Origin of the sequence: Methyloglobulus morosus KoM1, assembly GCF_000496735.2 — a bacterium.
Lineage (GTDB): Bacteria > Pseudomonadota > Gammaproteobacteria > Methylococcales > Methylomonadaceae > Methyloglobulus > Methyloglobulus morosus.
Map to the genome: position 1 here is coordinate 1 of NZ_AYLO01000043.1, position 20,974 is coordinate 20,974.

Here is a 20,974-nt window from a genome sequence, read left to right on the forward strand (position 1 = left end):
AGAAGATGAAAGGTTGATTGGTAGAGTTAAAGGTCTTGTGGAATGTAAGAATAAAGCCCTTACTCACTCTGTCGTTGTATACGAAGACTGGAATGATAGGGCTTATATATGTATGTTAGTAAAAGAAGGTAAAAACTTAGAAAAGCATAGATTGTTGGATTAATTTAAATAATATTTTCGCCCCTTTAGCTGTGTGCAATCAATGCAGCAAATGGTGCGTAAAACGCACCCTACACAACTGCATAACACATTTATCCTTGCCAAGTGCTATAAAGTTCTAAAATAAGCCCTTAATTTAGTGCTTATTCGGGTGTCTTATGCAACAAATCCTGGCTTCATTTAGCGCGAGCATTTTCGAACTCAAAAAAAATCTTCTGCCTTGCTGAATAAGGCCGAAGGCGACGCTATTGCGATCCTTAACCATAATTCGCCGACGGCTTATTTGGTGCCGGCGGCTGTTTATGAGCGGTTGCTGGAAAAACTGGAAGATTACGAACTCGGTAAAATTGTAAAGGAACGACAAGCGGAAAAGCCATTGGCGGTTGAAGTGGCGCTGGATGACTTATAGGCTTAAATTCCTGCCCAGCGCAAAGAAAGAGCGGGAAAAGCTGGACAACAGCGTTAAAGCCCAGTTTAAGACGAAACTCGAAAAATGCCTGGAAAATCCGCATAGTCCTGCCAATAAGTTACGCGATTTCGATTCTGCTTACAAAATAAAACTACGCTTGTCCGGTTATCGCTTGGTTTATGAGGTTGATGACCAAGACATCATTGTTTTCGTCATCGCCGTTGGCAAACGGGAAAACAATGTTGTTTAACTTAAGATCGCAGTAACTTTGTGTTTTGCGGTGGTAAACATACGCTGAAATACGGCTAACGTCTCTTGCACTATTCTAAGAATTTAGCCTTCTCCAGTTAAGGGCAGCAACTCCAAATAATAAGGCCTCGAAAAATATTGGGTTTTAATTTGGGAAACCTGGCTTACACATTTAAGTTTAACGACTATGCTTTCCATAATTCGGTGAAAACTGAAGAATGGAAACTTTGTTTTGAAAACTTTAGTGCAATCAACCAATTCTGCCAACGCCAGCAACATGAACCCTCTATTATTAGCCTTGTCCTTGTTATTTGTGCCTTCCTTAGTGATTGCAGATGCGGGAGGCAATCTAACGGCCACAGTTAGCCCGGATTTGACCCATCATGTCATCGGTTACTTGTCTATAGCAATTACTGTCGTGGCTTATATTGCAGCGATGTCGGAGGATGTCACTGAACTGCGTAAATCGAAACCCATGGTGTTTGGGTCGGCTTTGGTGTGGTTTGTTATTTGTTGTTACTACGCGCAGCATGGGCAAGCAAAAATGGCAGCGCTGGCATTTGAGAGCAATCTTTTAGCCTATATTGAGTTGCTGCTGTTTATTTTGGTTTCCATGACTTATATCAATACCATGGAAGAGTGCGGCATATTTCGCACGTTGCAGATTTATTTGTTGAGTAGGCGTTACACGTACAAACAATTATTTTGGATCACGGGTGGTTTGACATTTTTGTTGTCAACGGTGATAAGCAGCATGACCGTCTGTTTGTTGATGGGTTCAATCGTCATGGTTGTTGGGAAGCGGGAACCAAAATTTATTAGCCTGGCCTGCGTCAATATTGTGTGCGCCGCAAATGCCGGTAGCACTTTCAGCCCGTTAGGGGGGGTTTCGACTTTATTTGTTTGGCAACGCAACATCCTTAGTTTTGGCCAGTTTTTCTTGTTGGCTATTCCTTGCCTGGTTAATTATCTCGTGCCAGCCGTCGTCATGCAATTTTGGGCACCGAATGGAAAGCCCGTGTCCGTTAAGGATGTCGTTCTGCTCAAGCGGGGTACATGGCGCATTATTGCTCTATTTATCGTTACCTTAGTGCTTACCGTAAGCGGTAACGTCGTGTTGGAATTACCCCCGGCAGCCGGAATGATGGCTGGTTTGGGACTGTTGCAGCTTTTCATTTACTACTTAATAAAAACCAGCGGCACCAGGAAAGAAGAAAGCGGCGATGCCTACAGCTTTTTTAAATTAAAAACGCTACGCATCGACGACCCACAGGGATTCGATGTCTTTAGGAATATCGGTAGGGTCAATTGGGATACCTTATTGTTTTTTTATGGTGCGATGATGATTATTGGGGCAATGAGCTTTGTTGGTTATCTCGATGCGGTTGCCCAGTTTTTGTTTGGGCAAATGAGCCCGACAATGGCAAATATAGCCATCGGTTTATCGTCGGCATTCATTGATAACGGCACGTTGATGTTTGCTGTGTTGAACATGCATCCAAACCTTTCTTCTGGCCAGTGGTTGTTATTGACCCTAACCTTGGGGGTTGGTGGTAGTTTGCTGGCGATTGGATCAGGGCCAGGTGTCGGGATGCTGGGCTATATGAAGGGCAATTATACGTTTACCGGACATATGCGTTGGATGCCCATTATTTTGCTGGGTTATTTTGCCAGCATTGTTGTCCATTTCTGGCTCAATGGGGAATATTTTTGAATAAAAAATCCGTGAATTGAGTATGGCAATAGGCTAAAGTTTATTTTTTCGGTTCAAACAAAATATGCGCCATTTTCTTGGCCTTAGTCTTGAGGTAATCGAGATTGTCCTTGTGGGCGGTCACTTCAATGGGAATCCGTTTAACCACATGGATGCCTAATTCTTCTAAGGCATCTATTTTTTTGGGGTTGTTGGTGATGAGTTGGATGGATTTGACTTGCAGGCTTTCCAAGATTAAGGCGGCCACGCTGTATTCACGCTCATCGGCAAGATGCCCTAACTGAATGTTGGCATCGACGGTATCCAAGCCTTGGTCTTGCAAATTATAGGCTTGCAGTTTTTTCAGCAGGCCGATACCACGCCCTTCCTGGCGTAGGTAGATCAAGACTCCCGACTTTGCCTCGCTAATCATTTGCATCGCCATTGCCAACTGTTCGCCGCAATCGCAGCGCCTGGAGCCTAATACGTCGCCGGTAAAACATTCGGAATGGATACGTACCGGAATGTTTTCCTGATTGGCAACGTCGCCTTTGACCAGGGCGATATGTTCCTTGTCGTCGATGGTGTTGCTGTAATAGTGCAGGATGAACTCGCCGTGCCGGGTGGGGATGGGCGTTTGTACTAAATCGTCTAGGTGTGGGTTCACGGAGTTGGCTAGTCTGAGATTTCTTTTCTATTTTACCTAATTAACGGCTCGGGCAGGGTGGTTTTTGTATCAGTGGGTTTGATGCCTGATAGCAATGATACTATTGGGGCGTTTCCATCGCCGTCCCAACCTTCTTTCTTAAGACAGGGGGCGAAACATACCTGCACCCATTGGAAGATATTTAGTCACTTCGTCGCCTCAATCAGTTTGAGTATATCACTGCTACGCTCGTCAATCCGCACGGATGAAAATCCACAGGCTTTGACATTTTTGGTCGTGTCCCGGTTGATATTGGCACCAAACAGTTGAACGACGACAGGGTTCAATAATTTCATAAGCCTGCTAAGGATGGGGTTTGAACTGATAACGTGCTCGAGCAATAGCACTTGTCCTCCAGGCTTGCAGACGCGGTGCAGTTCCTTAAGGCCTTTTATGGGTAGCGGCACCGAGCAAAATACGAACGAACCGATGACGGTATCGAAACTGTTGTCGGCATAGCTCAGGGATTGCACGTCCATCAAGGCCAGTTCGACCTGGATATTCTTCCGGCTTTTGGCCTGCGTGGCTTGTTGCAACATTTTCGGGCTGAAGTCAATCGCGGTGATTCGGGCATCTTTGGGGTAATAATCGAAATTTTTGCCTGTGCCTACCCCCAATTCCAGGATGTGATAACCAACGGCTTTTGCCCAAAGCCGTTCCCGCCACTGCCTGAAAAAAAGGCCTTCCATGGGGGCTTCCAGTAGGTCAAAAAACGGCGCGATCCGGTCGTAGCGTTTTCTGATCACGGTGCTGTCGGGCTTCATAAAAAATCTGAGGTTGATTAATGCCAGCATATTACATTGCTTGTCTGGTTTTCACCAAATGATAATGTCCAGGAAGATGGGCAATGGCGTGGGTTTGGTTGCTTAATTAACCCCCTTGAACTATTATCCCAGACGAAAGCCTAACATGTTCATAAACGATTGAGGACAGTCATGAAACTCCCGATTACCGGCGGCTGTTTATGTGGAATGGTCAGATATGAAATTTCTGCCCAACCGTTAAGGACAGCCAATTGTTACTGTCGAACGTGCCAAAAATCGTCGGGCGCTCCCTATTTAGCGATCCTCATCGTGCCTGAGGCTGCATTTACCGTTTCGGGGGCTTATAAGGAATTCATCACTATCGCTGCCAGCGGTAATAAGATGCACCGCGCTTTTTGCCCAGAATGCGGCACTTCATTGTTCGTAAGGAACAGTGGCTTTCCGCAGATTAGGCCGATATCCGCCGTTACGCTTGACGATCCCAGCATTTACAAACCAGAAAAGGATATATGGGTAAGCGATGCCCAGCCGTGGGTTGTGATGGATCCCAATTTGCCAAAATTTGAAGGCAATCCCTTTTAGTTGGCTATATTTATCGCAACCTATTCAAGATTACGGACGTTACATGCACCCAGAACTTAGCACCATCAACATCACACCGACCTCAACCCATAAATATTCGGTCATCTGGCTACATGGCTTGGGTGCAGACGGACATGATTTTGAAAGTATTGTCCCTAGCTTGCAGTTGAAGGCTGAAGCTAATATCCATTTTGTGTTCCCAAATGCACCCATTCAGCCCGTCACTATCAACAACCACATGAAAATGCGGGCGTGGTTCGATATTTTGGCGATGTCTTTGGAAAAACATACGGTTGATATACCGGGAATTTATCAATCGGCGGATCTTGTCCAGAAGCTGATCCAGAAGGAGCTTGATAAGGGCATAACTGCTGAAAACATCATGTTGGCGGGGTTCTCCCAAGGTGGGGCAATCGCCCTCCATGTGGGCCTTAGATACCCCCAAAAATTGGCAGGAATTTTGGCGTTGTCCACGTATCTGCCCACTATAGATCAATTACGCAGCGAAGGTTCCGTCGCTGGCAAAACGACCCCTATTTTTATGGCGCACGGCATCCTTGATGGCGTTATCGCTATAGAGGCGGGAAAATTGACATTCGATAACCTAACAAGCTTGGGATATTGCATTGAATGGCATGATTATTTAATGGAGCATTCCGTTTGTGCCGAGGAAATACTGCACATGTCGGCTTTTATGAATTTGATTTTTATTTAGTTGATTACTACGAGACGCTAACTCAAGCTATTCTATATAGGAGCGGCAATAGTGGGTAGGGTTTGCTGCTTAAAATTAACTCAAGGGTTGATTAACTCTCCTTTCTAGGCTCAAATACTTAGATGCTTAAGCTTATTAGCCCTTTTTTAAAACAATTATTCAATGGTTTTCTCGATCTTGCGCCGATACTTACTGTCGTTTTATTGTTCCAAATATTGGTCATTCGCCAACCCGTAGCCGATGTTTTCAGTTTAATTACCGGTACTTTATTTGTCGTCCTTGGCCTTACCCTTTTTATTCAAGGGCTAGAACAAAGCCTTTTTCCCTTGGGCGAGTCTATGGCCTATGCCTTTGCCCGTAAAGGCAGCCTATTTTGGTTACTTACCTTTGCATTTTGTCTCGGTTTTAGTGCTGCTATTGCAGAACCGGCATTGATGGCGGTTGCTGCAAAAGCGGCCGAAATAGCTAGCGCGGGCAAGATTATTGAACGAAGCCAGACGGCCCAAAATAACTATGCTTTGGGGTTACGTATAACCGTCGCTTTTTCCGTTGGCTTAGCCATTTTAATAGGGGTATTAAGGATTATCCGAGGCTGGCCTGTTTATTATCCGATTTTCTGCGCGTATGGTTGCATAGCAGTCATAACGCCTTTTGCACCTGCTGAAATAATTGGCATAGCCTATGATATAGGTGGTATCGCCACTTCTGCCATTACCGTACCATTGTTGACTGCCCTTGGCGTAGGGCTGGCCACTGCGATCAAAGGCCGTAACCCGATGACGGACGGCTTCGGGCTGGTCGTTTTCGCCTCATTGACCCCGATGATTTTTGTCATGGCTTACGGGATGCTTAGATGATTGAATGGATAGTCCATTTTGCAACAAAGCTGCTGGAAATTTGCCGGGATATTATGCCCATTGCTACCGTTATTATCGGTTTTCAGCTATTGGTTATTCGTCGGCCTTTGCCCCATCTCAAAAAAACGCTGGTGGGTTTCCTGTATGTTTTACTGGGCATTGTTTTTTTCCTGGAAGGCTTGGAGTTGGCTTTATTCCCGCTCGGCAGCTTGATGGCATCACAGCTGACGACGCCGGAATTTTTAGGCATTAATCCGTTAGAGCAAGGTGTGGCTTGGCAAACGTATTCCTGGGTCTACGGCTTTGCTGCCAGTATCGGTTTTGCCACGGCATTAGCCGAACCCGCTTTACTTGCTGTTGCGATTAGGGCTGAAGAAATCTCAGGTGGGACGATTCGCCCTTGGGGATTCCGGATTGCGGTTGCCATCGGGGTTGGTTTTGGCTTAGCCCTGGGTACTTTCCGAATTGTTACTGGGATGCAACTGTATCATTTTATTGTCGTAGGTTATGTGGTAGTGGTCATACAAACATTTTTCGCACCCAAAATGATTATCGGGCTGGCTTACGACTCCGGTGGAGTGACCACCTCAATGGTCACTGTCCCGTTGGTAACGGCATTGGGTTTGGGGTTGGCACAGGCTATACCTGGCCGTAGCCCTGCCCTGGATGGATTCGGTTTGATCGCTTTTGCCAGCCTATTTCCTATTATTACTGTGTTAACCTACGCACAAATTGCCCACTGGATAGGCAAAAAATAGATTTTCATTTAAATAATTTAAATATTAGAGATCGCCATGCATTTTAAATTGATTATAACCTTCGTCGAAGATGATAAAACCGACCTGGTTCTTGATACCGCCCGTGCCAATGGCGCAAAAGGCGCCACGGTTATCAACCATGCCCGTGGCGAAGGCATCAAACAATCGAAAACATTTTTTGGCTTGACCTTGGATACCCAACGTGACGTGTTGTTATTTCTGGTCGAAGAACGCTTAAGCCGCCATATATTGGAGAAAATTTCAAAAGCGGCTGAATTTGACAGCAAGCCCGGTACCGGCATCGCTTTTCAAATAGATGTCGAAGATGCGATTGGCGTCATGCACCAGGTTGAAGAATTAACCCAAGAACTCGAGGATAAACTATGATAGAAAACCGCGTTGTCATCCGTGTCAAGGATGTCATGAAAACCGATTTTGGTACGATAGATGGCATCGCCACCGTCGATGATGCACTAAAAAAAATGAAATCCCTCAAAACCGCTGTGCTAGTGGTCAACAAACGTCACGAAGATGATGAGTACGGCTTGATTACGTCCGGGGATATTGCCCGGCACGTCCTGGCGAAAGACCGTGCGCCGGATCGGGTCAATGTCTATGAAATCATGAGCAAACCCGTGATTTCAGTCCATCCCGATATGGATATTCGCTATTGCTCGCGCTTGTTTGCAGACTATAACTTGGTTCGTGCCCCAGTGATCGATAACCGTACCGTGATCGGGATCGTCAGCCCAAATTCCCTGGTGCTGGACGGCTTGTATAAAATCATCCAATAATAGCATCTAGCGAAAAATATCAGTACAATAGCGCCCGACCAGAAATGGGATGTTGAATTAAAGGTATTACCGCTATAAATGGTTGTCCGGTTATCAATGTTGTCGTTCTGCGTTAACCGTAAGTTATTACAATAGGAGTTTTTGATATGGCCACAGGCACTGTAAAGTGGTTTAACAACACCAAAGGTTTTGGGTTTATTGCACCCTCTGAAGGTGGCGAAGATGTTTTTGTCCACCATTCTGTTATTCAAGGGGCAGGTTTCAAGACCTTGAATGAAGGCCAGTCCGTCAGTTTTGAAATTGAAACGGGTCCAAAAGGCTTAACCGCAGTCAATGTTGTACCTAAATAAGCGGCATCGTCCCGTTTGAGAAGAGCAAAAAAGGCTTTGTAGTTACCTACAAAGCCTTTTTTATTGGCATACAGCGTGACTTTATTTCAACGGCCTACCTTGGCCGTCTTTGTCGATATGGCCGCCTAGAATCAATATCGCCTCAACAAATCCCCAAAGGAATGCATAACCCGGCAAACCGGCAACGAGGATAAGCAAAGTATTGACGATGAGTTGGATAACACCAAGGCGGTAATACCCTAGATAAAAACGATGCGCCCCGACACAGCCGAAAATAAATCCCAATAATATCGCAACCCATTTTCGTTTGACGGCATCCCCTTTGTCGAGGGAAGCGGCATAAAGATTGATGTTGTAGGGTTTAACCCCTCTAAGGTCAAATTTAACATTGTCGCCTTGCTCCGGTGCCGCGCCTGCGATCCAGCCATTTATTTCAAACTGAAAAACTTCCTTGCCGTTGCTTATGGAGCCGGTTTGGGTTTCAGGATCATAGTCTTTGATAACGCCTATCATTAATCCGCCTTATAATATGTTGGTGTCATTTTATTGTTATTGTATATTCCGCATTACGCATCCTATTGCAAATGGATGGGCATCATCAATCATCTTTTAGCCGCACGGCCAGCACATCACATTGGGCGTGGTGGAGGACGCCGTTAGAGGTTGAACCCAGCAATAAAGCCAACCCATGCCGTCCGTGAGAACCGACCACAATCAAGTCAATATGGTTCTCTTCGGCAACGCGGGTTATTTCGAGCTTTGGGCTACCCATCTCCACCCAAAGGCGATCTTCAGGTATGCCTAACTTTTGTGCAACACCCAAAAGTTGTTTTCTGGAGGCTGCAATCATTTCGTGCGTTAAATCCACGTCCACAACTGTGTCCAGGCCGTAACCCGCATCGGGAATCGGCATACTGTCGACTACGTGGATCAAGCTAAGTTCGGCGTTGAAGATGTTCGCGAGGGCATAAGCCCTGCTTGCCATAAGTTCGGCCTGATCAAAATCGACAGCCAATAGTATGTGTTTATAAATACCCATGCTCACCCCCATTTTTTAGCCCACAATTGGGCCTGTAAAATTAGGTTGATAATAAAGCCAGAACCCGAAAAGCACAACAAGGCAATGCGGAAGGTTGCGGATTAGTTGTCCTGGTCATCGTAGGGCGGCCTATTGCAAACGTCGGCCTAAAAAATAAATCGCTAGTTTGTAAACGATTAGAGAATGTCGCCCTTTTGGACAAAACTTAGGTGAACGACTATATTTGTATAGCAAATTGTTGCGTTAGCATTCGTTTATCAATGGGGTCTATTCGATGGGTTTTTTCAGTAAGTCTTCAGATAAGAATAACGACAGTGACCAAGATAAATGGAAAGATAAGTATCTGAATTTACTTGATGCGCAAGATCAGACAGAAAAGGCATTCAAAGTAGAACAGGAACTGTTGTGCAAAACCGTCGTCCGTCTTTCTTTTGCCGCGTCAGGAGTTGACCCGCAACTAGAACCTTACCTGGAACGCATCCGGAGCCACATAAAAAATGGCGTGGATAGCACTAAGCTTAAAACCGAACTTGAAAAATTTACCGATGCCCTTAGTCGGCTTAAGAGTGCATCCGCAAGCAATCATCAAGAACAGGGCAGTGATGTTTCCCTGTTGTTTGATTTTCTGCTTCAGCACTATACCTCGGATAAACAACAGCAGAATTTGAACTTGCTTAAAAAAAGCTGCCAACCCTTGGATGATCCCAAACGGTTATTTTCTGCCATTGCCAAGATTATTGATGCCGAAGAGGCCAGGCCTGTTGACAATGAGCCGGACGAGCTGGCCAATGAAGAAAACCAGGCCTACCAGAATTTGATTGATCCTGTTTTCGTGAGTGCCCAATTGGTGCAATTGTTTGAACACATTGAAATTCCCGAAGCGTCCACCCAGAAAGCGCAAATAATAAAGCAACAATTGACAAGCCAGGGGGCGACGCTGTCTTTTGAATCCACGATGGATAACGTGATTTCCCTACTGATAGAAATCAATGCCAACAACCAGCCGAAACAACAGGATATCGATAAATTCCTCAACCATATCAGCGATCAACTCACTGCGTTAGGTTTGGCTGTCACTGATTCGGGCATCGCCTTGATGGATGCCAGTTTCAGCAGAAGCAAGCTGGATCAATCGGTTTCTGACCAAATGAACGATTTGCAAAACCGATCCAGTAGTGCGACCCAACTGGAACCGTTGAAGCAGGCCATTACTTCGCACATTTCCCAGATTACCAAGGAAATCCAAGAACATAAGCAAAAAGAGGCGGTCCAACGCGAAAAGTACCAATGCCAACTCGAAGAGTTGAGCCAAAAGATAAAGACGATGGAATCCGAAACTGGCGAACTCCAATCAAAGTTGATCGTCGCCAACACGAATGCGCTACGCGATACGTTGACAGATTTGCCGAACCGATTGGCGTATGAGGAACGCCTAAAAATGGAAATATCCCGCTGGCAACGCTATCACACGCCGTTGTGCCTAGTGGTTTGGGACGTCGATTATTTTAAAAAGGTTAACGACCAATACGGCCACCAAGTCGGCGACAAAGTGCTGGTGCACGTTGCCAGCCAATTTACCAAGTACATCAGGCGAGCGGATTTTGTTGCCCGCTTTGGCGGCGAGGAATTTGTGATGTTATTGCCCCACACTAACAAGCATTCGGCCATCAAAGTGGCCGAAAAGTTACGTTCCCTTATCGAGCAAAGTGAACTGACAACAAACGACACAACGCTTAGCGTCACCATTTCATGCGGGATTACGCAGCTTTTTAAAGGCGATACCCATGAGACCGCATTTGAAAGGGCAGACCAAGCGCTGTACCGTGCTAAAGAATTAGGCCGTAATCAGTGCTGCATTCTTTGATCACTCGCTATTCAGGGGGAATGACAAAGCCTGTTGCTTATGAGGGGTGAGGTATCGTCCACCCAATGCCGTTAAGTTAAGCTCTCAAGTACCTTCTCCCTTGAGGGAGAAGGTTAGGATGAGGGGGGATTTTAAGGAATTTTCCTGCGTTTATTCTCCTCACCCCGGCCCTCTCCAGCAGGAGAGGGAGCTATTTTTCTTAACTTAACGGTATTGATCGTCCGCCCTGTTTCGACATGAATCAGTAAGCAGAACACCTTTATGGGTTTCAATCTTTTTCCCAACTATCCCGCAAGGTCACAGTGCGGTTAAATACCAGCTTGCCATCCACGCTGTCTTTGCTATCAAGGCAAAAATAACCCGTCCGTTCAAATTGATAGCGGCTATCGGTTGTGGCCTTACCCAGGCTGGTTTCAACGCGGCAATCGCTAAGGATTTGTAAGGAATCAGGGTTTAATACATCCAGAAAATTGGCTTCATTGTCGGGATTAGGCACGGTAAACAAGCGGTCATATAGCCTAATTTCGGCTGGTAAGGCGTGTTGTTCGGAGACCCAATGGATAACCCCTTTAACTTTGCGGCCTTCGGGATTTTTGCCGAGCGTATCAGGATCGTAAGTACAGCGTAGTTCGACGATATTGCCGTTATCGTCTTTGAGCACTTCATTGCACTGGATGACATAAGCGCCGCGCAACCGAACTTCACCGCCATTCACTAAGCGCTTAAATTTCGGTGGAGGAATTTCTGCAAAGTCATCCTGTTCAATCAAGATCACCTTGCTGAAGGGCACATCGCGGTTGCCGAGTTCCGGTTTTTGCGGATGATTGCCGATGACTAATTGCTCGGTTTTGCCGTCAGGATAATTGTCTATCACCAACCGCAACGGGTTCATGACGGCCATTGCCCGTGGAGAGTTTTCGTTCAAGTCTTCACGGATACAGTATTCCAGCACCGACATTTCGATCCAGGAGTTTTGTTTGGTCACGCCGATGCGTTCACAAAATTCGCGGATTGCTTTTGGGGTTACGCCCGCCCGTTTTAGCCCTGCTATGGTTGGCATTCGCGGGTCGTCCCAGCCGTTGACATGTTTTTCCATCACCAGTTGATTGAGTTTACGTTTGCTGACGATGGTGTATTCCAATTGCAAGCGGGCAAATTCGATTTGTTGTGGGTGGCAAGGGGTTTTGAGTTGTTCCAAAACCCAATCGTAAAGCGGGCGGTGATCTTCAAACTCCAAGGTACAGATAGAATGGGTAATGCCTTCCAAGGCATCTGAAATGCAATGGGTGTAATCGTACATGGGGTAAATGCACCAGGCATCGGCGGTACGATGGTGATGGACGCGGCGTATCCGGTAAATGACGGGATCGCGCATGTTGATATTCGGCGATGCCATATCGATCTTGGCGCGTAAGACATACTGGCCGTCGGCAAACTCACCTGCCCGCATGCGCCGGAACAAATCCAGGTTTTCTTCGATGGGACGATGGCGATCTGGACTTTCTTTGCCCGGCTCTGTGAGCGTACCCCGATTAACCCTGATTTCCTCAGGCGATAAACTGTCGACGTAAGCTTGGCCTTGTTTGATAAGTTGTTCGGCATATTGGTACAACTGCTCGAAGTAATCGGAGGCATGGAATAGGCCGTCCCAGTCAAAGCCCAGCCACTTCACGTCCCGTTCGATGGATTCCATGTATTCGATACTTTCTTTTTCGGGGTTGGTGTCGTCGAATCGAAGATTGCAGGTGCCGTTGTTTTCGGCGGCAAGCCCAAAATTCAAACAGATGGATTTGGCATGGCCGATATGTAGGTAGCCGTTCGGTTCCGGCGGAAACCGGGTGGCAACCTTACTGCTATGTTTGTTGCTCTTGAGGTCGTCGCCAATGATATGACGAATAAAATTAGCCGGAATTGGGTTATCGGTTAGGGACATTAGGTCTATATAGTTGGAAGTGTTGGGAGCAAGAATACACCAAAACAGCGTAGCATAAATAGTTCGGGATTAGGGTGATGTCTTATTTTTGTTGAAATACTACTGTAGTTGAAATACTACTGTAATTGATTAATGCAGTAAAGCTGCGGCGCTTAAGTAGGGTTTTTAGATTCATGGCGAGAAAAATTCCTGTCGTCTGCTGGCTTTTTCAAGGCCGACTTGATCTCATAACACCTTATGGGACATTTGACCGGGTATCCAAAGCTTGCCAAAACTTGTTCATGGTTACAGTCAGGCCGATAATTTTCCTTGGCAGTCTGGACATGCAGGCCTAGATTCTGACTGCGTGCAGTCCGATTAAATCGGCATTTTAGGGGCCGGTACGCCAGAGATGGGTAAGTGGTCGCTTAAAACCCTATGCCGGCAATGACAGTGGTGGCTGTTGAGATCCCGTCAAGTTGATTTGGATGCTATCGCCTACGGATAGCACGCCTAGATCATTGTGCAAGGCATTTTGTCCAAAATACACTTTATTCTGCCATTTTCTGAGGCGATTAAGCGTGGTAAGCGGCTCTTTGCCGGATTCCCCTGTCTCTGGATTGATGGTTGGCACAGCACATCGCGAGCAGGGTTTAGGTAAGCGAAAGCCAATATTCCCAATCGTGATGTCACGCCAAAAATCTTCGGCATAGCCTTCGCAGCCCGACACCACAAGGTTAGGTCGGAAGCGTATCATAGCCAACTCAAGCTGCATCGCTTGATTCAATGCGACCAGCGAGTTTTCCGATATCAGTAGGAATGGGAAGCCATCCGACAGTGCGGTCTGATCCTCTGGCTGGGCAAAATCGGGGTTTACAGGACGGATTGCAGAATCCGGCTGGAAGACCAATCGGCAGTCCATGCTGAGAAATTGGCTGAACCATTCATCGGCCTCAGCCGATACGGCGATGGTATCCACCTGATCGTGCCAGACAGTGCTAGGGACGATCTCGCTTGTCGTTGGTTCTAGCGGCAGGGTCATATCGTCCATACCGGGTGCAGACAGAATAAGCGCTTTTTCGGTGAGGGCCGTTTTTATCAAAGCCATTTTGGGCAACCGCCGCTGGCTAAGGAATTGACGTTCAGAATCGACCAACATCCATTTCCTGTCGTACTTTAAGCCCGTTTCCACCACAGGGCAACGCAACACGCTAATCCCTGTAAGCGATTTGACGGGATAGATATAAATATCGCTGAGTACAATGCTTGTCATAGCGGCGGTCACGTTCCATTTGAACGGCAAAATACTGCCAAATCGTTGAGCGGCCGTTGCCTAACGGCTTGGGCTTTTATGGTTATTTGAATGATAATTTTGTTTGCGTCTTCAATAAGTAATCTGCCAGTTCATTGTTTAAATGATCAAATTTGATGCCATAAATCTGTACAATGCCGGGTGATACGCGTACAACTGTGCCTGCAACTTCAAATTCTTTAAAGTCAAAAAATCGGATAATTAATACGACTTTCTTATTGAAGGTGAGCCGCAAGTGCGTGGCTATCAAGACACCTACTCCCCTGCTGCTGATGTCTACCAGCTTTACGGGGATGTCCCTGTTTTTTAGGAACCTAAGGTTTAATAGGCCTATTTTGCGTAACGTAATGCCAATATCGTTCCTAATATAGCGGGTACTCTTGCGTTGGTTGGACTTGAATGGCTTTGGAATTTCCTTGTTAAACCATTTGCCATCAGTCGATGGGGGTTGATTGGGGATTGACATTGAAATGATGAGGGTCTGATAAGGGGAGTGAGTGTAAGTATTGACCTTAAAGCGATATATTTCAAATTTTGGCTTTAAACTTTGGGATTAACATAAAATATTTTGCTTAATCCGTTAAAATTAACACTTGTCCGTTAAGTTTGCCCTAAAAATGCGATCAACCAAACTCTTTTCCCGATTCATGTCGGTTTCTTTTATTGTATTGCAATTAGCTGTCCCCAATTTCCTTTTTGCGAAGACGACGAAAAAAGGAAACCTGGATATCAAGATTGCTTATTTGATGCAAATCCAGAAAGTGCGTCCGCCTTTATCTAATCTTGATCCCATTGTCGAAAATAAAGGGGTTTTTGGGGCTGAGCTTGCAATTGAAGATAACAACACGACAGGGGAATATACTAAACAAACCTTCTCATTGGAAAAATTTATTGTTCCGGCAGAAGGGGATGTTGCAGAGGTGTTCAACAAGAATATCGCAAAAAAATTTGCTTTTGTCGTCACTAATTTGGCGCCTGATATAACCAATAAGGTCGCTGATTTGGATGCAGCAAAAGACATTTTGTTGTTTGATGCCGCAACCGTCGATGATGCCTTGCGTAACAAGGATTGTCGGGCGAACGTGCTGCATCTTTTGCCCAGCCGAGCCATGCGCACCGATGCACTCGCACAGTACCTGATGAAAAAGCGCTGGACGAAGTGGTTTCTGGTAGTGGGTGCGACTGAGGAAGACAAACGCTATGCAGAAGCCATCAAACGGTCTGCAAAAAAATTTAACATGAAGATAGTCCAGGAAAAGCCCTGGGAACACACCTTTGATGCCAGACGGACAGCGCAATCCGATGTCGCTGTATTTACCCAAATTGACGAGGATTACGATGTATTGGTGGTTGCCGATGAGCAAGGCCAGTTTGGGGAGTATCTGGATTACCGCACCTGGATTCCTCGGCCTGTGATCGGCACACAAGGCTTGGTGGCGACATCCTGGCATCGAACCCATGAGCAATGGGGCGCGACGCAAATCCAAAACCGTTTTAAGGAGAAAGCCGGACGTTGGATGGAAGAGCAGGATTATGGTGCTTATTTAGCCGTACGGTCGATTGGTGAAGCAGCAACCCGCACGAAATCCAATGAACTGAAGCCAATCAAAGATTATTTGCTAAGCGACCCATTTGCCCTTCAAGGCTATAAGGGGACGCCGCTATCGTTCCGGCCTTGGGACAATCAGCTACGGCAACCCGTTTTGCTGGCTGCACCCCGATCATTAGTCGCGGTTGCGCCGATTGAAGGTTTTCTGCATCCTAAAACCGAACTGGATACCTTGGGCTACGACCAGCCGGAAACCGGATGCCAATGGAGTAAAGCACATGAATAAGCAAGTTATAAGCAGTGTCTTATCGTTGATATTGGCGGCTTCAGCACAAGCGGAAACCGTGTTTGTCACCCTGGAAAAAGACAATGCCTTGGCGCTCATCGATCCGGTGGAAGGCGAGTTGATTAAAACCGTGGAAATCGGCCAACGGCCACGCGGCATCGTCGTCAGCCCAGATAATAAGGTTTTGTACATAGCCGTCAGCGACGACAATACGGTCAAGATGATCGATGCCGAAACCTTAAAGGAAATCGGGACATTGCCGTCGAGTGATGATCCAGAGACATTTGCGCTCAATCCCAAAGGCGACCGCCTTTATGTGTCTAATGAGGACGACAGCATGGTGACGGTTATCGACATTGCCAAAAAGAAAGTCATCAAACAGATTAAAGTGGGGGTTGAACCGGAAGGGATTACCGTTAGCCCCGATAACCGCTGGGTGATAAGTGCGTCTGAAACAACGAATATGCTGCACTGGATCGATGCCAAAACCAACGAGATTGTTGAGAATACACTGGTGGATGCGCGTCCACGCGCGGTTACATTTACAGCCGACAGTAAATTTGCTTGGGCGACATCAGAAATGGGCAGCACCTTGACCATAGTCGATGCCAATACGAAACAAATATTGAAGCGCATTACATTTGAAATCCAAGGCGTAGCCAAAGACAAGGTTCAACCTGTCGGTGTCGTCATCGACAAAGAAAGCAAACTCGGTTATGTGGCATTAGGCCCCGCCAATCGCGTGGCAGTGGTTAACGCACAAACGTATGAAGTCGAAAAATATTTGCTGGTTGGACAACGGGTTTGGAACTTGGCGTTTTCGCCCGACCAAAAACGCTTGTATACCACCAATGGCGTGAGCAACGATATTTCCATTATTGACTTGGATAGCCAAACCGTCACCAAATCCGTAGGCGTTGGCAATTTTCCTTGGGGCGTTGCCGTTAAGCCATGAAGTTAGCTTTTAGCCAAATAGATAGCCGGGCTACAGCCTTGTCTGTCAAAGACTTGAGCTTTTCATACGGTGGCAAAAAAGCGTTAGACCACGTCGGTTTTGAGATCCAGGCGGGCGAATGCGCCGTATTATTGGGCCCCAATGGCGCGGGGAAGAGTACCTTGTTTGCTCTCATTACCCGGCTGTACGATGCCCGTAGCGGTCGAATCGAGTTGTGTGGCTTCGACATCAAAAAGCAAACTAGCAAGGCATTGGGCCGTTTGGGCGTGGTATTCCAGCAATCCACTTTGGATATGGACTTGACGGTGATGCAGAATCTGGATTATCACGCAGCCTTGCATGGCATGGGCGGCAAGTTTGCCAAACAGCGTATCCAGCAGGAATTGGAACGGCTAAACATGTACGAACGACGTAAGGAAAAAATCCGCCAATTGAATGGCGGCCATCGGCGGCGGGTGGAGATTGCCCGCGCTTTATTGCATAAACCCAGCTTGTTATTGCTGGATGAGCCTACAGTTGGGCTTGACGTGCCAAGCCGTCAGGACATTGTCGAGTACGTCCATCACTTGGCTAAGGATGAAAATATCGCCGTATTATGGGCAACGCATTTAATTGACGAAATATTCCCCGAAGATAAGTTGATTATCTTGCACAAAGGCCAGATAGAGGCGGCTGGATCCGTTGCTGAAATACTGCAACAAACAGGTGTTGCGACGATTAAAGAGGCTTTCTATGCCTTAACGCAAGGAACGCAAGAATGAAATTCCTGCATTACTGGCGCGCGATGTGGGGCATCATCTGGCGGGAATGTTGGCGCTTCGTGACCCAGCGCGAACGCTTTGTGTCCGCTTTGGTGCGGCCTTTGGTGTGGCTGTTCATTTTTGCGGCGGGATTCAGGTCGGCATTGGGGCTGGCGATCAGTCCACCTTATGAAACCTATATTCTTTACGAAGTCTACATCGTGCCGGGCTTATGCGGCATGATCCAGCTGTTCAACGGGATGCAAAGTTCGTTGTCCATGGTCTATGACCGCGAAATGGGCAGTATGCGTATCCTGTTGACCTGCCCGTTACCACGTTGGTTTTTGCTGTTGTCGAAGTTATTGGCAGGCACGGCAGTTTCCATTTTACAGGTCTATGTATTTCTGGGCATTGCTTGGTGTTATGAGATTCGCCCGCCAATACCGGGTTTTGGTTGGATTTTGCCAGCGTTAACCCTGTCAGGCTTAATGTTGGGTGCGTTGGGCTTGCTGTTGTCGTCATTCATTAAGCAATTAGAAAACTTTGCCGGGGTAATGAATTTTGTGATTTTCCCGATGTTTTTTATGTCCACGGCGCTGTATCCCTTATGGAAAATCAAAGAATCCAGTGCCTTGTTGTATCGGCTTGCGGAATATAACCCGTTTTCCCAGGCCGTTGAGTTGATTCGGTATGCTTTGTATGGGCAGTTTAATCAAACTGCCTTCGTTTATACCCTTGCCGCTCTTATTGTTTTTATGACACTGGCAATCTTGGGTTATAATCCTTCTAAAGGAATGATGACTAGAAAAGGCGGATCAGGATGAGTTTGGGCTTGGAAAATATTTCTCAAAAGATGAAATGTCCGGCTTTGGCGCTAAACCATAGGGAACAAAGATATTAACGGTGAATAGGTGAAAAACTCATTTTTTCTTGTTATTCCAGCGCAAGAAACCAAGCATGGACGGCTAAAAGAATTTGAACAAAAAGCGTTGGAGCAATGGTTATTTGAGCTGCCGACCGCCAACCCAGGATTAGCCACTCGGTTGCTCCATGATTTTATTGTCGATTTTAATTCCCTGTCCATGCCGTTTCAATTGCGGCTGGATACCTTAGAGCAAATTCGCCCCAAAATTCTTATCATTGAAGATTATTTGCGTTCCCGATTGATAAAAGCCGCTTTCCCGAAAGAAGATAACGACTTAAAAATTCTCCAAGTCCTGACCGAGATTGAGCGGGAATTCACCATTGGCTATTGGGTCGTCCTAAAAGAACTCACGCACCGACAAGTCGGTTGGTTTCAAGGGAAAAACCTGGCGTTGGCCTTGCAACGCTGTATTAAAGGGCTAAGCAGTGTTGTCGTCAGCCATTATCTTATGGGTTTGCCGATCCCGGATTGGGTATGGATAGATTTGCATTCATTATACAAACTGAGCATTAAGATTAAAAAGGATACCGTAAAAGTCCCTGATGCCACAAATTTGAACACTAAGACGAGCAGCCCAGAAGAATGTTACCGCCAGATCATTTTGCTCAGCCTGTCGAGGCCCACCGGATTGATGCAAAAAGAAATTATTCAAGTGTATGGCTTTATTGAAAACTTATTTCCTTTCTTTAATCTAAGTGCTGAAGCCGTTGAGGGGCAACAATATCAGTTTGCGATCTTGACTGACGAGGATAAGCCGCCTTTCGTGCAAGTTGAAATGCACACCGCCAGGGATTCGGCGACACTCTATGTCAATTTAATAGGCCTTTATAGGGCGTTAGAAAAAAAGGAAAAATTCGTTAACTTGGGCCAAACCCGCTTTGCCTCAATACACATGAAAAATCAAGAGGAGAAGCCAACTCTCGAGCTGCTCGAATACCTGGAGCAAAGGTGGTTGGGGCTTGAACTCCAAAAAGAAGCCGTTTTTATTGATCGCTTAGACCGCTACATGTCCATTGGGATGGCATCCGCCCACAGCCTACAGGGTTCAAGCCCATCCCAGGACAAATTCATCAATAAAAGTGAAAATAATCAGGAAAACTTGGCCCAATCGGAGTCTGACCGGTTATTGTTTTGTGTTTTCAGTAAGCCAGGCATGTTGTCGGTAGGTAATTTGATCAGCTTTAGGAGGGCTGACCAGCCAGATTCAAGACGCACTTTAGCCATCGTTAACGAACTGATCGTGGCAAAGCAAAGCGGCAAAATCAGTTTTGGGGTAAGCATCATTACGATGAACTACCATGCCGTTTACTATGCTATGCACAATGCGACCGAAAAGGAAATACCTCTTAAAGGTCTTTTTTATAACGCTGAAGGCCAATTGGATGATTCCAGTTTTTTAGTGGTCGATAGCTTCATGTTGAAGGAGAGCGATGTTGTTAAAATGCAGATTGGCCAGGAAATCATTTACCTTATTTTAAAAAATAAGAAAAATGTAGGTTTAGGGTATTGGCAATTTGAATGTAACCGAGTCGCCACAAAAGCTGGCCAAGAACAACCCAAAAAAGGCTATGACTTTATTTGATTTTAATAACGCAATTGCATTTTTGTGTGGGCAACAAACAAATCACTTGAAAAGTTTTTACTTCGTGGTAAGTTGGTTCGGTGAGTAGGCAGGGCAAAGTAGGCTGTTATTTTCAGCCAATCTGAAGGGTCGGTCTTAACAGAAGTTTACTTAAGTAATATAGTTGCAACACCAGATATTTAACACTTTGCGATAACGCAAAGTAAAAGTTAATAATAAAAAATTACAAACCATGAGGAAAAGAAATGAGTAACGAAGACAATGTGAACAAGGCAGTAGACTCACTAAAAACGACCATAAGCAGCCAGCTTACTGTTTTTATGGGCTTAAAAGAAAAAAACCCCAAAGCCTTCTATGGCATTTTAATAGCCGTGTTTTTGCCCTTATTGATATTAATGATGAGCGGCGGCGGATCCAAAAGCACGGTTTCCGGCCCTACCGTTAAAGACTTGGCAATAGGTCAAAAATACGCCTTAAAGGCCCCCAATACCGTAGATCCTAGTGCCACAGTCCGATTGGTTCCGGTGCCAGGGACATTGGCTGCGTATGATGATAGCGAAGAAGACGACAGAAAGGCCCCATGCCAACACATGCCGATAGGAACACCGGTTGAAGTGATGGAGTTTTCCGATTTTGGCGGAAATAAAAAAATGTTCGTAAAAGTTAAGGTCTTAGATGGTGATTGCAAAGACAAGGACGGGTGGGTGCTCGCGATTGATGTGCAATAACAAGAACTATAGATTGACACTTACTTAAAAAAAATCGATAATTGAC

At 46.0% G+C, this 20,974-nt stretch carries 24 protein-coding genes; 17 read left to right on the forward strand and 7 right to left on the reverse strand.

Annotated features, from left to right (window positions below; genetic code table 11):
- The first annotated feature begins 379 nt into the window (after positions 1-379).
- The 3 genes from MGMO_RS05785 to nhaD all read left to right on the forward strand — a co-directional run bounded on the left by MGMO_RS05785 (position 380) and on the right by nhaD (position 2,531).
- Positions 380-568 carry a type II toxin-antitoxin system Phd/YefM family antitoxin gene (locus MGMO_RS05785; protein WP_023494104.1) on the forward strand — a complete coding sequence of 63 codons (189 nt, stop codon included), beginning with the start codon at positions 380-382 and terminating at the stop codon, positions 566-568.
- Positions 558-818, forward strand: a complete 261-nt coding sequence (locus MGMO_RS05790; RefSeq protein ID WP_023494105.1) for a type II toxin-antitoxin system RelE family toxin — start codon at positions 558-560, stop codon at positions 816-818. The genes MGMO_RS05785 and MGMO_RS05790 overlap by 11 nt, the downstream gene beginning before the upstream one ends.
- Positions 819-1,094: 276 nt before the next feature.
- Positions 1,095-2,531 (forward strand): sodium:proton antiporter NhaD, encoded by a 1,437-nt coding sequence (nhaD, locus tag MGMO_RS05800; RefSeq protein WP_023494106.1) that lies wholly within the window; start codon positions 1,095-1,097, stop codon positions 2,529-2,531.
- A gap of 40 nt (positions 2,532-2,571) precedes the next feature.
- On the opposite strand, the gene ribA is transcribed toward nhaD, so the two are convergent.
- Both ribA and MGMO_RS05810 read right to left on the reverse strand, forming a co-directional pair.
- Positions 2,572-3,177, reverse strand: a complete 606-nt coding sequence (gene ribA / locus MGMO_RS05805) for a GTP cyclohydrolase II (RefSeq protein ID WP_023494107.1) — start codon at positions 3,175-3,177, stop codon at positions 2,572-2,574.
- Between the two features lie 185 nt (positions 3,178-3,362).
- Positions 3,363-3,980 (reverse strand): class I SAM-dependent methyltransferase, encoded by a 618-nt coding sequence (locus tag MGMO_RS05810; protein ID WP_036307081.1) that lies wholly within the window; start codon positions 3,978-3,980, stop codon positions 3,363-3,365.
- A gap of 171 nt (positions 3,981-4,151) precedes the next feature.
- On the opposite strand from MGMO_RS05810, the gene MGMO_RS05815 reads away from it, so the two are divergent.
- The 7 genes from MGMO_RS05815 (at position 4,152) to MGMO_RS05845 (ending at position 8,036) form a co-directional block, all read left to right on the forward strand.
- Complete coding sequence (locus MGMO_RS05815) at positions 4,152-4,562, forward strand: GFA family protein (protein ID WP_023494109.1); 411 nt, start codon at positions 4,152-4,154, stop codon at positions 4,560-4,562.
- Between the two features lie 43 nt (positions 4,563-4,605).
- Complete coding sequence (locus MGMO_RS05820) at positions 4,606-5,277, forward strand: alpha/beta hydrolase (RefSeq protein ID WP_023494110.1); 672 nt, start codon at positions 4,606-4,608, stop codon at positions 5,275-5,277.
- A gap of 122 nt (positions 5,278-5,399) precedes the next feature.
- On the forward strand, positions 5,400-6,134 hold the full coding sequence (locus MGMO_RS05825; protein ID WP_023494111.1) for a DUF1538 domain-containing protein: 735 nt from the start codon (positions 5,400-5,402) through the stop codon (positions 6,132-6,134).
- Positions 6,131-6,892: a DUF1538 domain-containing protein gene (locus MGMO_RS05830; RefSeq protein ID WP_023494112.1), complete on the forward strand. Its 762-nt coding sequence runs from the start codon at positions 6,131-6,133 to the stop codon at positions 6,890-6,892. The genes MGMO_RS05825 and MGMO_RS05830 overlap by 4 nt, the downstream gene beginning before the upstream one ends.
- Positions 6,893-6,928: 36 nt before the next feature.
- The gene (locus MGMO_RS05835) at positions 6,929-7,279 is read left to right on the forward strand and encodes a P-II family nitrogen regulator (protein WP_023494113.1); all 351 of its coding nucleotides are present in this window, start codon (positions 6,929-6,931) and stop codon (positions 7,277-7,279) included.
- Positions 7,276-7,686, forward strand: coding sequence for a CBS domain-containing protein (locus MGMO_RS05840; RefSeq protein WP_023494114.1), 411 nt, complete (start codon positions 7,276-7,278; stop codon positions 7,684-7,686). Before MGMO_RS05835 ends, MGMO_RS05840 begins: the two co-directional genes overlap by 4 nt.
- Positions 7,687-7,832: 146 nt before the next feature.
- Positions 7,833-8,036, forward strand: a complete 204-nt coding sequence (locus tag MGMO_RS05845) for a cold-shock protein (protein ID WP_023494115.1) — start codon at positions 7,833-7,835, stop codon at positions 8,034-8,036.
- Between the two features lie 81 nt (positions 8,037-8,117).
- Here the strand turns inward: MGMO_RS05845 and MGMO_RS05850 are convergent, their stop codons facing one another.
- Together MGMO_RS05850 and MGMO_RS05855 are read right to left on the reverse strand one after the other, a co-directional pair.
- Positions 8,118-8,549 (reverse strand): TM2 domain-containing protein, encoded by a 432-nt coding sequence (locus MGMO_RS05850; RefSeq protein WP_023494116.1) that lies wholly within the window; start codon positions 8,547-8,549, stop codon positions 8,118-8,120.
- Positions 8,550-8,634: 85 nt separating this feature from the next.
- Positions 8,635-9,075: a universal stress protein gene (locus MGMO_RS05855; RefSeq protein ID WP_023494117.1), complete on the reverse strand. Its 441-nt coding sequence runs from the start codon at positions 9,073-9,075 to the stop codon at positions 8,635-8,637.
- A 274-nt stretch (positions 9,076-9,349) separates the two neighbouring features.
- Between MGMO_RS05855 and MGMO_RS05860 the strand changes: the two genes are divergently transcribed.
- Positions 9,350-10,939 carry a GGDEF domain-containing protein gene (locus MGMO_RS05860; protein WP_023494118.1) on the forward strand — a complete coding sequence of 530 codons (1,590 nt, stop codon included), beginning with the start codon at positions 9,350-9,352 and terminating at the stop codon, positions 10,937-10,939.
- A gap of 268 nt (positions 10,940-11,207) precedes the next feature.
- On the opposite strand, the gene MGMO_RS05865 is transcribed toward MGMO_RS05860, so the two are convergent.
- The 3 genes from MGMO_RS05865 to MGMO_RS05875 all read right to left on the reverse strand — a co-directional run bounded on the left by MGMO_RS05865 (position 11,208) and on the right by MGMO_RS05875 (position 14,629).
- Positions 11,208-12,872 carry a glutamine--tRNA ligase/YqeY domain fusion protein gene (locus tag MGMO_RS05865; protein WP_023494119.1) on the reverse strand — a complete coding sequence of 555 codons (1,665 nt, stop codon included), beginning with the start codon at positions 12,870-12,872 and terminating at the stop codon, positions 11,208-11,210.
- A gap of 415 nt (positions 12,873-13,287) precedes the next feature.
- Positions 13,288-14,124: an MOSC domain-containing protein gene (locus MGMO_RS05870; protein ID WP_023494120.1), complete on the reverse strand. Its 837-nt coding sequence runs from the start codon at positions 14,122-14,124 to the stop codon at positions 13,288-13,290.
- Positions 14,125-14,206: 82 nt separating this feature from the next.
- On the reverse strand, positions 14,207-14,629 hold the full coding sequence (locus tag MGMO_RS05875) for a PilZ domain-containing protein (RefSeq protein WP_023494121.1): 423 nt from the start codon (positions 14,627-14,629) through the stop codon (positions 14,207-14,209).
- A gap of 151 nt (positions 14,630-14,780) precedes the next feature.
- Here MGMO_RS05875 and MGMO_RS05880 point away from each other — a divergent pair, with 151 nt between their 5' ends.
- The 6 genes from MGMO_RS05880 to MGMO_RS05905 all read left to right on the forward strand — a co-directional run bounded on the left by MGMO_RS05880 (position 14,781) and on the right by MGMO_RS05905 (position 20,928).
- Positions 14,781-15,998 carry an ABC transporter substrate-binding protein gene (locus MGMO_RS05880; protein ID WP_036307077.1) on the forward strand — a complete coding sequence of 406 codons (1,218 nt, stop codon included), beginning with the start codon at positions 14,781-14,783 and terminating at the stop codon, positions 15,996-15,998.
- Entirely contained in the window at positions 15,991-16,953 is a 963-nt protein-coding gene (locus MGMO_RS05885) for a PQQ-dependent catabolism-associated beta-propeller protein (RefSeq protein ID WP_023494123.1), read from the forward strand. Before MGMO_RS05880 ends, MGMO_RS05885 begins: the two co-directional genes overlap by 8 nt.
- On the forward strand, positions 16,950-17,714 hold the full coding sequence (locus MGMO_RS05890; RefSeq protein WP_023494124.1) for an ABC transporter ATP-binding protein: 765 nt from the start codon (positions 16,950-16,952) through the stop codon (positions 17,712-17,714). Before MGMO_RS05885 ends, MGMO_RS05890 begins: the two co-directional genes overlap by 4 nt.
- A complete protein-coding gene (locus MGMO_RS05895) occupies positions 17,711-18,517 on the forward strand; it encodes an ABC transporter permease (protein WP_023494125.1) in 807 nt (268 codons plus the stop codon). The genes MGMO_RS05890 and MGMO_RS05895 overlap by 4 nt, the downstream gene beginning before the upstream one ends.
- Before the next feature lie 87 nt (positions 18,518-18,604).
- The gene (locus tag MGMO_RS05900) at positions 18,605-20,200 is read left to right on the forward strand and encodes a hypothetical protein (RefSeq protein WP_023494126.1); all 1,596 of its coding nucleotides are present in this window, start codon (positions 18,605-18,607) and stop codon (positions 20,198-20,200) included.
- Between the two features lie 245 nt (positions 20,201-20,445).
- The gene (locus MGMO_RS05905) at positions 20,446-20,928 is read left to right on the forward strand and encodes a hypothetical protein (RefSeq protein ID WP_023494127.1); all 483 of its coding nucleotides are present in this window, start codon (positions 20,446-20,448) and stop codon (positions 20,926-20,928) included.
- Positions 20,929-20,974 lie beyond the last annotated feature (46 nt).